8 protein-coding genes and 1 pseudogene are annotated in these 14,783 nt (G+C 59.6%); 3 read left to right on the top strand and 6 right to left on the bottom strand.

Annotated features, from left to right (window positions below; all coding sequences use genetic code 11):
• Positions 1-121: 121 nt before the first annotated feature.
• Positions 122-1,009 carry a peptidylprolyl isomerase gene (locus tag MLPF_RS03115; protein WP_045842510.1) on the top strand — a complete coding sequence of 296 codons (888 nt, stop codon included), beginning with the start codon at positions 122-124 and terminating at the stop codon, positions 1,007-1,009.
• Positions 1,010-1,063: 54 nt separating this feature from the next.
• On the opposite strand, the gene MLPF_RS03110 is transcribed toward MLPF_RS03115, so the two are convergent.
• The 6 genes and pseudogenes from MLPF_RS03110 to yajC form a co-directional block, all read right to left on the bottom strand.
• A complete protein-coding gene (locus MLPF_RS03110) occupies positions 1,064-3,427 on the bottom strand; it encodes a RelA/SpoT family protein (protein ID WP_045842509.1) in 2,364 nt (787 codons plus the stop codon).
• 95 nt (positions 3,428-3,522) lie between these two features.
• Positions 3,523-4,010: pseudogene (locus tag MLPF_RS03105) on the bottom strand (adenine phosphoribosyltransferase).
• Positions 4,011-4,044: 34 nt separating this feature from the next.
• Positions 4,045-5,712, bottom strand: coding sequence for an ABC transporter substrate-binding protein (locus MLPF_RS03100; protein WP_045842508.1), 1,668 nt, complete (start codon positions 5,710-5,712; stop codon positions 4,045-4,047).
• A 45-nt stretch (positions 5,713-5,757) separates the two neighbouring features.
• Complete coding sequence (secF, locus tag MLPF_RS03095) at positions 5,758-7,146, bottom strand: protein translocase subunit SecF (protein WP_045842504.1); 1,389 nt, start codon at positions 7,144-7,146, stop codon at positions 5,758-5,760.
• A 4-nt stretch (positions 7,147-7,150) separates the two neighbouring features.
• The gene (secD, locus tag MLPF_RS03090; RefSeq protein ID WP_045842503.1) at positions 7,151-8,866 is read right to left on the bottom strand and encodes a protein translocase subunit SecD; all 1,716 of its coding nucleotides are present in this window, start codon (positions 8,864-8,866) and stop codon (positions 7,151-7,153) included.
• 117 nt (positions 8,867-8,983) lie between these two features.
• Positions 8,984-9,328 carry a preprotein translocase subunit YajC gene (gene yajC, locus MLPF_RS03085; RefSeq protein WP_045842502.1) on the bottom strand — a complete coding sequence of 115 codons (345 nt, stop codon included), beginning with the start codon at positions 9,326-9,328 and terminating at the stop codon, positions 8,984-8,986.
• A gap of 245 nt (positions 9,329-9,573) precedes the next feature.
• Between yajC and gabT the strand changes: the two genes are divergently transcribed.
• Both gabT and car read left to right on the top strand, forming a co-directional pair.
• Positions 9,574-10,914 carry a 4-aminobutyrate--2-oxoglutarate transaminase gene (gene gabT / locus MLPF_RS03080; RefSeq protein ID WP_045842501.1) on the top strand — a complete coding sequence of 447 codons (1,341 nt, stop codon included), beginning with the start codon at positions 9,574-9,576 and terminating at the stop codon, positions 10,912-10,914.
• A 133-nt stretch (positions 10,915-11,047) separates the two neighbouring features.
• Positions 11,048-14,611 carry a carboxylic acid reductase gene (car, locus tag MLPF_RS03075; RefSeq protein ID WP_045842500.1) on the top strand — a complete coding sequence of 1,188 codons (3,564 nt, stop codon included), beginning with the start codon at positions 11,048-11,050 and terminating at the stop codon, positions 14,609-14,611.
• Positions 14,612-14,783: the final 172 nt, after the last annotated feature.

Here is a 14,783-nt window from a genome sequence, read left to right as displayed (position 1 = left end):
CGAGACAAGCGCCGCGAAACGAAAACTTGACACAGGTCGAGGCGCCCACATTAGCCTTGGTTGGCAACTCGGCCCCACCTAATCGGAAGTTAATCGGACAACCATGGAGGCATACCCGGCCGTGCCGACCAACGAACAGCGACGCGCAAAAGCCAAACGCAAACTAAAACGGCAGCTGGAGCGCCGCGCTAGACAGGCCCGATGGCGCCGAGTCCTGGTGATAAGCGGTGGCGTAGTAGCGGCGGTGGCCGTAATCGCTACAATAGTGGCTACCGTAGTGGTCAACAAGCATGGCCACAAGCACGATACCGCCTCGACGACCGCCAGCAACTCCCTGACAGCAACTGAGGCTCCCGCCGTCACGCCATCAGTTCCGCCGTTGCCGTCGTTCCAGCCGTCGATCAACCTGGGCGCCAACTGCCAGTACCCACCATCGGCGAACAAGGCCGCTAAACCGGTAAAGCCGCCACGGACCGGCAAGGTGCCGACCGATCCAGCCACAGTGAGCGTAAGTATGACAACCAACCAAGGCAATATCGGTCTATTGCTAAACAACGCCGAATCACCTTGCACAGTAAACAATTTCGCTAGCCTGACCGGCCAGGGCTTCTTCAACAACACAAAATGTCACCGGCTGACCACTTCCCCGAAGCTGGGCGTCTTACAGTGTGGCGACCCTAAAGTCGACGGCACGGGAGGCCCAGGCTACGAGTTCGCTAACGAATACCCCACAGATCAGTACCCGCTCAACGACCCCAAATTGAAGCAACCTGTTCTGTATCCGCGTGGCACGCTGGCGATGGCCAATGCCGGTCCGAACACCAATGGCAGCCAATTCTTCCTGGTCTACCAGGACTCGCAGTTACCGCCTGAGTACACCGTCTTCGGAACGATCCAGGCTGACGGGCTGGCCACGCTGGACAAGATAGCTAAGGGCGGAATCGCCGGCGGCGGTGATGACGGTCCACCAGCCACCGAAGTTACCATCGAGTCGTTGCGGCTCGACTAACCTGCCGGTCACCCACGTCAGGGATATAGTGGGCCTACGAGTAACCACCGAACGTCAGGACGCAGACATCACCCGATAGACATCGTAGACACCTTCGACATTGCGGACCACATTAAGCAGGTATCCGAGGTGTTTGGGGTCACCCATCTCGAAGGTAAACCGGCTGATAGCCACCCGGTCGCCCGACGTGGTGACCGACGCCGATACGATGTCCACCCTTTCGTCCGCCAGCGCGCGAGTTATGTCCAACAGCAGTCGATGCCGATCGAGCGCCTCCACCTGAATCGCCACCAGAAACACTGACGACGACGACGGCGCCCACAACACCTCGATGATGCGCTCGGCCCGTTGCTGCGGCGATGCCGTGTTGGTGCAGTCGGTACGGTGCACACTAACCCCGCCACCGCGGGTAACGAACCCGATGATCGCATCGCCGGGCACCGGTGTGCAACATTTGGCTAGTTTAGTCAGGACACCTGGGGCACCGGGGACCGAAACCCCAACATTGTCGGTGCTACGTTGACGGCGCAGCATGGTCGTCGGTGTGGACCGTTCGGCCAGTTCCTCTTCAGCCTGATCGATACCGCCCAACTCGGCCAACAGCCGCTGCACGACATGCCGGGCAGACACGTGTCCCTCGCCAATTGCGGTATACAGTGCGGACACGTCAGCGTAATGCAGCTCACGAGCCACTGCTACCATGGACTCACCATTCACCAAACGCTGCAAAGGAAGCCCACCGCGACGCACCTCGCGGGCCATCGCATCCTTACCAGCCTCTAGTGCTTCCTCACGCCGCTCCTTGGCGAACCATTGACGGATCTTCGTCTTAGCGCGCGGCGACACCACGAACTGCTGCCAATCCCGCGACGGACCGGCATTGGGAGCTTTGGATGTGAAAATTTCAACGAATTCCCCGTTTTCCAGCTTGCGCTCCAGCGCCACTAGCCGTCCGTTGACTCTGGCACCAATACAGCGGTGTCCAACCTCAGTGTGCACCGCATAGGCAAAGTCCACCGGCGTCGACCCGGTCGGCAACGTGATAACGTCCCCTTTAGGGGTGAACACGAAAATCTCTTGCACTGCAAGGTCGTAACGCAACGACTCCAAGAACTCACCCGGCTCGGCGGCCTCTCGTTGCCAGTCGAGCAGCTGCCGCATCCAGGCCATATCGTCGATCTCTGCGGCTGCATGGGGATGCAGAATACCGTTGCGGCCCTTGGATTCCTTGTAGCGCCAGTGCGCTGCGATACCGTATTCTGCGGTACGATGCATGTCGTGGGTACGAATCTGTACTTCCAACGGTTTGCCCTCGGGCCCAACAACCGTGGTGTGCAGCGACTGGTATACACCATATCTCGGCTGAGCAATGTAGTCTTTGAACCGCCCCGCCATCGGTTGCCACAACGAATGCACCACGCCGACAGCAGCATAGCAGTCGCGGATTGCGTCGCACAGGATACGGATGCCGACCAAGTCGTGAATGTCGTCGAAATCTCGCCCCTTGACGATCATTTTCTGATAAATCGACCAATAGTGCTTGGGCCGGCCCTCCACCTTCGCCTTGATTTTCGACACCCCCAGGGTAGTTGTGATCTCGGCACGGACCTTGGCCAAGTAAGTATCGCGGGACGGTGCACGGCCCGCGACCAGCCGGACGATCTCTTCGTACTTTTTGGGATGCAAGATCGCGAAAGACAGGTCTTCCAACTCCCACTTAACACTGGCCATACCTAACCGATGCGCTAGTGGTGCAATAACTTCCAACGTCTCGCGGGCCTTGCGCGCCTGCTTTTCCGGAGGCAGAAAGCGCATGGTGCGCATGTTATGCAGCCGGTCGGCCACCTTGATCACCAACACGCGTGGATCGCGGGCCATCGCGGTAATCATCTTGCGGATGGTCTCGCCCTCAGCAGCACTGCCCATCACCACCCTATCCAGCTTGGTTACCCCGTCGACGAGATGGCCTACCTCTTCACCAAATTCTTCGGACAGTGCCTCAAGCGTGTAACCAGTGTCCTCGACCGTGTCGTGCAGTAGCGCAGCCACCAAGGTGGTGATGTCCATGCCCAACTCAGCCAAAATGTTGGCAACAGCCAGAGGATGGGTGATGTACGGATCACCGGAACGCCGCAGTTGACTGGCGTGCCGTTGGTCAGCGACTTCAAAAGCTCGCTGCACTATCGAAAGGTTTGCCTTAGGATAAAATTCCCTATGCACAGCCACCAACGGCTCGAGCACGGGACTGATGGTGCTGCGTTGAGCGGTTATCCGACGGGCCAACCGGGCCCTGACCCGACGAGACGCACTGCTAGAAGTCTTCAGGGTTTCGACCGGTGGCTCCGGTGCCTCAAGAGCAGGGCCAGGGACCACCCGAGCTGGTTGCGAAGCTTGCGCCGTGCCTTGGTCGTCCGCCACGTTAGTCACCTCCGACCTTGAGAATATCCCTGAGTCCGATTGACCTGTTTTTCCCGGGCCATTCTGGCCTGGAAGGAAGTACCCGGGTTGCGAGGCTAGGCGCGGCTCAAACTGTGTACCTGCAGCGGCGCGATCGCCTCGCGACCACCTAGCACCGTGAGTGCCATCATCACCGCCGCCGTAATGGCACCGGCCCCACCGCGCTCCAATTAATCAGCACACCGCATCGAGAGTGCCGTCAGTCGCCAAAACGTCGTCAATAACATTGCGTCCGCGTAGCTCGACACTGTCAACGGGCACCTCGATGGTGCCACTGCCGTACTCCATGACGTAAACTTCACTGAACACTGGCAGCTTACCGCTCTTGCGGACGGCCAGTACACCGACGCCGAGCCGCGGTAGCTGTAGCCACAATAGTCCCTCGGAACTCGATGCCGACGACCAGATCAGCGCCTAGCTACAACGTCTGCTAACGCATCGATCACCGCGGCTATCACCTGTCGTTCGACGAACAGCGGAGTGAGGTCATTGAACTGGATTCTGTCGTCGGGAAATCGGCCGCATTCCGAGTCAAGGCAGCGATAAGGTCAGCGACGGGAACACCCCCTTAAAATCCTTCAGTGTACTAACGCCCATCGATCCATGTTCCAACCGGCGCCCCAACGGGTCGGATTCCTGCTTACTGCATATATTGTCTTCGACCTCAGCAGCATTCGTTGCTGCCGATATAGAGGCAATGTCGGCATATCCGCCCAGAGCACAGGTGCACTATCGGCGAGGAGCCGAACACGCTCGGCTGGGTCGGCAGATACCGCCAGCGCGCCGATATTGTTATCAACCTGCGCGTTTGCATAGCCAGACAGGTTGTTGCCATTGCCAGTGTGTAGGTTATAAGCATCCATCGCAGATGACCCGGTCGATCCGCTTCCAGTGGCGCCACCGGTGCTTGCCAACAGCACGTCTATCTTTCCGTCCCGAAGCGCCTGCGGGCCCGAGGGGTCCGTCGAGTAGTCTAAGGCAACGCTGGACACACTAATACCAGCTGCAGCGCACGTCTTGGCGATGATCCCGATGGTGGACGCCAACCGTGCGTTGGGCCCTTGGTAGCCGATCCGCACCGGCAAAGCCTCACCACTAAGCGCATCGCGCGCTGCGGCGGGATCCGCCTTGCTGAACTGGCCGGACTCGGGGGCACCGTCGGCCGCAGTGATGGCATCCTCGGTGGCCGGGGACAGACGTGAGTTGGCGATCGGCACCCCCGCGTCCCGAGCGATTACGTCGCGGGGCGTACACAGCGCGAGTGCGCGGCGGGCAGCAGCCGCAGCCAGCAGCCCCTGCGGCGCAAAGATCAGCTGCTCGATGCCCGCCGAAGGCGAGTCGGTGCGCGCGTAGTTGTCCGGAGTGGCCAGCGATCCCAACGACCCAACCGCGACATCGACGACGTCGACGCTGCGGTTGTTGACTCGGTCCTGGATGTCGGCTTCTTGTGGCAATACTATGATCCGCTTGGTGATCGCCTTGGGGCCCCACCAACGGTCGTTGGCCACAAGCACCACAGCACCACCGTTCAAGACAGATTCGATCTTGTAGGGGCCTGACGATGGGAAGCGTCTCAAATCGACAGCTGGTTTGAGGTCCCAGGTGGTGTTCCACAATCGCGCGATCTGTTCCACCAATGTCGCCTTGTTGGTCAGCAATGCCTCCGTCACGTCGATATTCAGCTGGTCAGCGATGACGTGTGACGGCATCATCGAAGTCGCGGCGAACAGCTGGTCATAATCGACAACGCTGCGGTCCGGGACGAATAATACGCGGGCTTTCTTCTGCCCAGCCAGGCATTCGATATTAGCGATATCGCGGTAACCGGCCTGGGTGGCGGCATCGAAGCCGGGAAACCGCCCAGACTGGGCCGCCCAGGCTAGCACCAAATCATCGCAGGTTAACGGCTTGCCGTCAGAGTAAACAGCATTGTCGGCTATCTGATAGTCGAGCACTAATGGCACCCCGCCCACCACCGTGATGGTTCCGAAGTCGTGGTCAGCCACCATCTGTCCATCGGGGCCGTGATAGCCGAAACCGATGAGTGTGCGGGCAAACGCCTGCGCTCCGGCCGACGCGGCACCGACTATGGTGTTAGCGTTGTAGGTGCCCAAAGCCCCGTCGACCACATAGACAATCTCCCCCGCGGCGCTTCCAGAGCACGCAGTGAACGTCAAAGAAGTCACCAACGTCGCAACCAAACCTACTGCGGTCCAGCGCAAAACCCCGAGTAAACTGGCCCGCAAGCCGTGATCGCTCACAGGTTGCCCACTTCGGGTATCCACCTTAGATTACCGCCGACCAACGTTCCGCTTGCCAGTAGGACGTCGGGTACCGGTCGGCCGCACCGGACGCACTCCCGATGCCGGCTTGCTAGGTGTCGTGGGCACGGACACGGTGGCAACCTCGGTGCTCTCCTGAGACGCCGCGTCAGCGCAGGATTCCGCTTGATTCTGCGGATTTCGGTTACCTGCTGCAGCGTGGCTGTCAGCGTTTTTTGCGCCCACTTGCGAACCGAGGGTGCGCCGTTTGACTACCCGGCGGGTGTGGGTGCGTACCAGCTCTGTGCGTTCACGGAACGTGACCAGCAGTGGAGTGGCAAAGAAGATCGACGAGTAGGTGCCAACGATGATGCCTACCAGCTGCACTAATGCCAGATCCTTGAGCGTGCCGACGCCCAGCAACCACACCGCGACAACCATCAGCGCCAGCACCGGTAGTACCGAAATCAGGCTGGTGTTGATCGAACGCATGAAGGTCTGATTGATCGCCAGGTTGGCCTGCTCAGCGAAGGTGCGCCGAGTGGTGTGCTGAAAACCGTGGGTATTCTCCTCAACTTTGTCGAACACGATAACGGTGTCGTAGAGAGAGAAACCGAGGATCGTCAACAGGCCGATGACAGTGGCCGGAGTGACTTCGAAGCCCACCAGCGAGTACGCGCCGGCGGTGACGGTCAGGTCGAAACACATGGTTGTCAATGCAGAGATGGCCATATAACGCTCGTACCGTACGGTGATATACAGGCCGACTAACACCAGGAACACCACAAGAGCGATCACCGCCTTCCTGGTGATCTGACCGCCCCATGTCTCCGATACCGCCGCGTCGCTGATTACCTGCTTGTTAGGCTTAGCGTCGGCGCCTTTGGGTCCGAACGCATCAAACAAGGCTTTACGCAGCTTCGACGTTTGGTCATTGGACAGCGTTTTCGCACTGATCTGCACCGTCGCTGACGCGCCGTTACCAACAACGACCACCGATTCTGGATCACTGCCAAGGGTCTTATTAAAGACATCGGCAACCTGTGCAACTTCGATTGTGCCTGTCCCCCCCGCGCCGGGCGAAACAGGCATGGACACCGTGGTGCCGCCCTTGAAATCAATCCCGAAAGTGAACCCGCGAACGATAATGGACAGGACCGCAACCACCACAATGACGCCGCCCACGCTGTACCACCGCCGCCGGCATCCAATCACCTCGAACGCACCGGTGCCGGTGTAGAGCCGAGAAAGAAAGCCGTGTTGCGGCAGCTGTGTGGCTGTATCGTTAGTCAGCTTCACAGCATCCTCGGCGGCTTCGGTGACTTCGACCGCACCGGCACCTTTGTCGGTGTTGTCATTTCGTTCTGGCTCGCCGATACCCTTAGTGGTCTCGGCGCCGACTTTAGCTCTGGAGACCATCGCACTACCCCCGTCCCATCTTGGCGGGCGCCCGTCGTTCGCGGGCAACCTGCTGAACGGCGCCCAAGCCGTTGTATGCAGGCCTTGCCAGCAATGGGGACCTGGAAGCCAAGTACACCAGCGGCCAGGTCAACAGGAACACCACCACCAGATCCAGGATCGTGGTAAGGCCCAGGGTGAACGCGAATCCCTTCACCTGGCCAATCGCCAGGAAGTGCAGCACCGCAGCCGCCAGGAAGGTGACAGCGTTGCCGGACACGATCGTCTTGCGGGCACGCGCCCAGCCGCGAGGAACGGCCGACCGGAACGAACGGCCTTCGCGGATCTCATCTTTGATGCGTTCGAAGAACACCACGAACGAATCGGCGGTGGTGCCGATACCGATGATCAGACCCGCGATACCCGCGAGGTCCAAGGTATAGTTGATATATCGACCCAAGAGCACCAAGATCGCAAAAATCATTGTGCCGGAAGAGAACAGTGAGCACGCCGTGAGCAATCCCAGCACTCGGTAATACAGCAACGAGTAAAACAGCACTAGAATCAGACCGATCGCACCTGCGATCAGTCCCGCCCGCAGCGATGTCAACCCCAAAGTCGCCGAAACTGTTTGGGCTTCCGATGGTTCAAAGGATAGCGGCAGCGATCCGTATTTCAAAACGTTGGCCAGCTGGCGTGCGGTTGCGGCAGTGAACGGCGGATCTCCACCACTGATCTGAGTACGCCCGCCCAGGATTGCTTCGTTAATTACCGGGACGCTGACCACCTCGGAGTCCAGGGTGAAAGCGATCTGAGTACCGATGTGGGCGGCGGTAAAGTCAGCCCAGACATTTGCTGCCGCAGACTTGAACTGCAGATCGACGACGTAGCCGACCCCACGCTGGTTAATGCCGGACGTGGAGTTTTGGATCTGGTCACCGCTGATGATCGATGGAGCTAACAAATACGCCATCTTATGCTCGGTCGAGCAGGTCACCAGAGGCAGATTCGGGTCGTCATTGCCGGCCAGAATGTCGTCTTTGTCGCAGCGGGTGGCTTCGAACTTCAGGGCGAGGAATTGAATACCCTGTTTGGTGCTTTGCCGCCACTTCTTCTCCTCAGCAATGCGTTCAGCGAGATCCTTACGGGGATCCGGTGGAGCGGGCTGCTCAAACGAGGGAGCCTCATCCGGTAGTGCCGCTCGGGTTGATACTGGATTTGGCGGCGGAGCTGCGCTAGGTGATGGCGTCGGATCCTGCAGGTAGGAACGTGGTTGTGCGCCTGGGTGGCTGGGCGGAGTCGGCGCGAGACTGGGCAACGTGCCGGCAGGGGAACCCGGGTTGGGTTCTTGACCACTTTGCGCGGGCAGCGAGTCAAGCACCGGCCGGATGTACAGACGCGCAGTCTGGCCCAGGTTGCGGGCCTCGTTGCCGTCATTCCCCGGCACCGTGATGACCAGATTGTCGCCATCGACGACAACCTCCGAACCCGATACTCCGAGCCCGTTAACCCGGGAGCTGATGATCTGCCGCGCCTGTGACAACGCTTCCCGGCTGGGACGCGAGCCGTCGGGCGTACGCGCGGTCAACGTTACGCGAGTACCGCCCTGAAGGTCGATGCCGAGCCTAGGAGCGACCCGCTTGTCTCCGGTGAAAAACACCAACAGACAAACCCCGATGAGTAACACCAGGAACATCGACAGGTAGCGACCAAAATGCACCGACGCCGAAGACGATGCCACGTTCCTTGTATCTCCTTGAAATCGGTTTTTCTCAATAGAGCCTACGTGTCGCATCACTAGGCCCTTCACACAAGACACAAGCGTCGTCAGGAATCCCTCATAACTCGTTTATCGACGTTAGCTGGAGCCGTCGCACTCTTCTAGCTCATCGCAGTCCGCGAAGTCCCCCGGTTCGGCCTCGTGTGCGTCCATATCCACATCGTCCGGGAGGATCCGGTCACGAATCGCCTGCTTCATCCAGGTAGTTACGATGCCTGGCGCGATCTCAAGATCAACGGTGTCGTTCCCGACGACGACGATGGTGGCCTGCAGGCCGGAGGTGGTACTCACTCGGTCACCCGGCTGTAGCGAGTCGTACAGATCGATCCTGGCTTGCATCGAGCGTTTTTGACGTCGCGACGCGAAAAAAATGCCCCCACCCATGATGAGCAGGAACGGTAAGAATAAAACCAGACTCTCCATCAACCCACCTGTATTTTGTATAGGTACTGCGCGCAAAGCTGGCAAGCCGACCAGCGGGCGCGCACCAAACAACCGTCCATTTTGTGCTCATCTAGTCTGGCAGGTCCCAGGTCGCACCCAACCGGCACGGTGGGCACACCCCGCCCAGGGACGTGGCCTAGCCACGCTCGCCCAGTGTGAGAACCCCGATAACGGCTATGCTTTACCTGCGATTCAACCGGTATGTCGTAGTCAGGAGGATCCACGTGATCAGCGTCGAGCAGAGCCGTCAGCTGGTCACTGAAATCCCCGGCCCCGCATCACTCGATCTAACGAAACGCCGCGACGCGGCGGTGCCTCGTGGGGTGGGAGTCGCCCTGCCAGTGTTTGTAACGCGCGCTGCCGGCGGCATTATCGAGGACGTCGACGGGAACCGACTTATCGACCTGGGTTCTGGAATAGCTGTCACCACAATCGGCAACTCGTCGCCTCGCGTCGTGGACGCGGTGCGCGCCCAGGTGGCTGACTTCACTCACACTTGTTTCATAATCACACCGTACGAGGAATACATCGCCGTCACCGAGCAACTCAATCGAATTACCCCAGGGTCCGGCGAAAAACGCTCGGTGCTGTTCAATTCCGGCGCAGAGGCAGTGGAGAACTCCATCAAGGTTGCCCGTTCGTACACCCGTAAGCCCGCAGTGGTCGCGTTCGACCACGCCTACCACGGTCGCACCAACCTGACGATGGCACTTACCGCCAAGTCTATGCCGTACAAAAGTGGCTTTGGTCCTTTTGCACCAGAGATCTACCGAGCTCCGCTATCCTACCCCTATCGAGACGGTCTACTCAACAAAGACCTCGCCACCGACGGCAAATTGGCCGGCACGCGGGCCATTAACATCATCGAGAAGCAGGTCGGCACCAACGACCTAGCTGCCGTCATTATTGAGCCGATCCAGGGCGAAGGCGGTTTCATCGTTCCGGCCGAAGGGTTTTTAGCCACCTTGCTGGATTGGTGCCGCAAGAACAATGTGATATTCATCGCCGATGAAGTGCAAACGGGATTTGCGCGCACCGGCGCCATGTTCGCCTGCGAGCACGATGGAATCGTGCCCGACATGATCTGCACTGCCAAGGGCATCGCCGACGGATTGCCGCTGTCGGCGGTAACCGGACGGGCTGAGATCATGAACGCCCCGCACGTCAGCGGCCTCGGTGGCACCTTCGGCGGCAACCCGGTCGCCTGCGCGGCGGCGTTGGCAACTATCACGACCATCGAGGACGACGGCCTTATCCAGCGAGCCCAACAGATCGAACGGCTGATCACCGACCGGTTGTTGCGGCTTCAGAACGCCGACGATCGGATAGGTGATGTACGTGGTCGGGGTGCCATGATCGCCGTCGAATTGGTGAAATCAGGAACGGCCGAGCCTGACCCCGAGCTAACCGAAAAAGTAGCCACCGCAGCCCACGCCGCCGGCGTCGTAATCTTAACATGTGGCATGTTCGGAAACATCATCCGACTGTTGCCGCCGTTGACCATAAGTGACGAACTGCTGTCCGAAGGGCTTGACATCCTGGGCCGGATCCTGGGTGATTTCTAAACCAAGAACTCCTGAGATGGGCGATCTCACATCTCTAACCCAGCCATTGAGGAATACCTTTTAGCGCAGCTAATTTTCTAATCGTCTGTGCCGTGTGGCACTAACGGTCTATTTCTCATCGCAAGGAACTGTTATGTCGACCACCAATACGCAGGAAGAACAGCTCGCACGCCGCGTTGACTACCTCACCGCCAACGACCCGCAGTTCGCCGCCGCCAAGCCCGACCCGGCGGTCGTTGCTGCCCTTGCTCAGCCCGGGTTGCGACTGCCCCAAATCATCCAGACCACGCTGGACGGTTACGCGGAGCGGCCGGCGCTGGGCCAGCGCGTGGTCGAGTTCATCAAAGACCCGAAGACCGGACGCACCTCAATAGAGCTGCTCCCCTGCTTTGAGACCATCACCTACCGCGAGTTGAGCGACCGCGTCGGAGCGCTGGCGCGCGCCTGGATACACGACCTGCTGCACGCCGGCGACCGGGTCTGCGTACTAGGTTTCAACAGTGTCGATTACGCCATCATCGACATGGCGCTCGGCGTGATCAGTGCCGTAGCGGTTCCGCTGCAGACCAGTGCAGCGATCACCCAGCTGCAGCCGATCGTTATCGAGACCGAACCCAGGGTGATCGCGGCGAGCGTAAACCAGCTGCCCGACACTGTCGAGCTGATCCTGTCTGGCCCGGCGCCAGCGAAGCTCGTTGTGTTTGACTACCACCCCGAGGCCGACGAGCAGCGTGACGCCGTGGCAACTGCCCGGGAGCGGTTGGTGGACAACAACGTAGTGGTCGAGAGCCTGATCGAGGTCCTCGACCGCGGCAAGACGCTGCCAGCTACACCGATCCCCGTGGCCGATGACTCTGATGACCCGTTGGCGTTGCTGATCTACACATCCGGCAGCACCGGCGCACCCAAGGGCGCGATGTATCCGCAAAGCAATGTCGGCAAGATGTGGCGCCGGTCAGACGGAAACTGGTTCAGATCGACCGCCGCGTCAATCACGCTCAACTTCATGCCGATGAGCCACGTCATGGGCCACGGAATCCTCTACGGCACGCTCGGTAACGGCGGCACGGCTTACTTCGCCGCCCGCAGCGACCTCTCGACGCTACTGGAGGATCTCAAGCTGGTGCGGCCGACCGAGTTGAACTTCGTACCGCGCATCTGGGAAACCCTCTACGACGAATGCCAGCACGCAGTTGACCGTCGGCTAACCAACAGCGGTTCCGCCGACCGTGCAGCCATAGAAGCCGAAGTTATGGATGAACAGCGGCAATCCCTGCTAGGAGGACGGTACATCGCGGCTATGACGGGCTCGGCGCCCACCTCCCCGGAGTTGAAGCACGGGGTCGAGTCCCTGCTTGAAATGCATCTGTTGGAGGGCTACGGTTCCACCGAAGCCGGCATGGTCTTGTTTGACGGCGAAGTGCAACGTCCGCCAGTTATCGATTACAAGCTGGTCGACGTTCCAGATTTGGGCTATTTCAGCACCGACCAGCCTTATCCAAGAGGTGAATTGCTACTTAAGACTCAGAACATGTTCCCCGGCTACTATAAGCGGCCTGAGGTTACCGCCACCGTGTTCGACGGAGACGGATACTACCAGACTGGAGACATCGTCGCCGAAGTTGGTCCCGCCCGGCTCGTGTACGTCGATCGCCGCAACAACGTGCTGAAACTTGCGCAGGGCCAATTCGTCACCGTCGCGCAACTCGAGGCAGCATTCAGCAATAGCCCACTGGTCCGGCAGATTTATATCTATGGCAACAGCGCACACCCCTACCTGCTGGCTGTTGTGGTGCCGACTGAGGATGCGTTGGCTACTAATGACATTGAGGCGCTTAAACCGCTGATTATCGATTCGTTGCAGGAAGTAGCGAAAGAGGCCGAACTGCAGTCCTACGAGGTGCCGCGCGACTTAATCATCGAGACTACACCGTTCAGCCTAGAGAATGGTCTGCTCACCGGTATTCGCAAGCTGGCGTGGCCGAAGCTCAAGCAACACTACGGCGCGCGGCTCGAACAGCTCTACGCCGATCTGGCTGAGGGGCAGACAAATGCACTACACGCGCTACGGCAAAGCGGGGCGGAAGCGCCGGTACTACAGACGGTGAGCCGAGCCGCAGGAACCATTCTGGGTGCGGCGACCACCGACTTGCCGTCGAATGCGCACTTCACCGACTTAGGAGGAGACTCGTTGTCCGCGTTGACATTCAGTAACCTGCTGCGCGAGCTCTTCAACATCGATGTGCCGGTGGGCGTCATTGTCAGCCCGGTAAACGACTTGGCGGCAATCGCCGACTATATCGAGAGCGAACAGCAAGGCACGAAGCGGCCCACTTTCACTGCCATACACGGTCGCGACGCTGGCGAGGTGCACGCCAGTGACCTCACCCTAGACAAGTTCATCGATGTGTCAACGTTGACTGCCGCGCCCATGTTGGCGCAACCCGACGCCGAAGTGCGCACCGTCCTGTTGACCGGCGCCACTGGCTTCCTGGGGCGCTACTTAGCCCTGAAATGGCTCGAACGGATGGACCTGGTCGATGGGAAGGTAATAGCCCTGGTGCGAGCCAAGTCCAACGAGGAAGCTCGGGCCCGGCTCGGCAAGACCTTCGATAGCGGCGACCCCAAACTGCTGGCGCACTACCAGGAACTGGCCGCCGACCACTTGGAGGTCATCGCCGGCGACAAAGGCGAAGTAGAACTGGAATTGGACCGGCAAACGTGGCGACGACTGGCCGACACAGTCGATCTGATCGTCGACCCCGCCGCCCTGGTCAACCACGTGCTGCCGTACAGCGAGCTATTCGGCCCTAATGCGTTGGGTACCGCCGAGCTGATTCGGATCGCGCTGACCAGTAAGCAAAAGCCGTACATCTACGTATCGACAATCGGCGTCGGTGATCAGATTGAGCCGGCAAAATTCACCGAAGACTCCGATATCCGAGTCACTAGCCCGACGCGCAAAATCAACGATAACTATGCCAACGGCTACGGCAACAGCAAGTGGGCCGGCGAAGTGCTGCTGCGCGAGGCCCACGAACTATGCGGTCTGCCGGTTGCAGTTTTCCGCTGCGACATGATCTTGGCCGACACCAGCTACGCCGGTCAGCTCAACGTCCCCGACATGTTCACTCGAATGATGCTGAGCCTGGCCGCCACCGGCATCGCACCCGGCTCGTTCTACGAGCTAGACGCCGAGAGCAATCGGCAACGCGCCCACTACGACGGTCTGCCCGTCGAGTTCATCGCCGAAGCGATCTCCACCCTGGGAGCCCAAAGCCTGCACGGTCGAGATGGGTTCGCAACCTATCATGTGATGAACCCGCACGACGACGGCATCGGTATGGACGAGTTTGTGGACTGGCTCATTGACGCCGGCTGCCCGATACAGCGCATCAACGACTACGACGAATGGCTGCGACGGTTTGAGATTTCGCTGCGCGCCCTACCCGAAAGGCAGCGTCACAACTCACTGTTGCCGTTGTTGCACAACTACCAGAAGCCGGAGAAGCCATTAAACGGGTCGCTGGCACCCACAGACCGGTTCCGTACAGCTGTTCAAGAATCGAAAATTGTTCAGGACAAAGATATTCCGCACATCTCGTCGGCAATAATCGGCAAATATGTCAGCGATCTACAGCTGCTCGGGCTGCTCCGAAGGCAGGCAGATCGATCGCCAGCTCGAGTACCGTCTTGAACGTTTCAACCTGCCCGGTGGAGGCAACCGAACGACCCTTGTCAAGGGCACCGCGGGCACTTCGACTGTGGTACCGGCGGTGGAGGCCAAAGCGGTAGCGGCTCCCTAAACACCATCAGCGCCTAGGGCAGCGCTAGCCAGCCCGGTGGTTAGCACCGACCAACACCAACGA

The organism is Mycobacterium lepromatosis, from assembly GCF_000975265.2.
Classification (GTDB): Bacteria; Actinomycetota; Actinomycetes; order Mycobacteriales; family Mycobacteriaceae; genus Mycobacterium; species Mycobacterium lepromatosis.
Note: the sequence above shows the minus strand (reverse complement) of the source record. Positions and strands in the feature narration are given on the sequence as shown.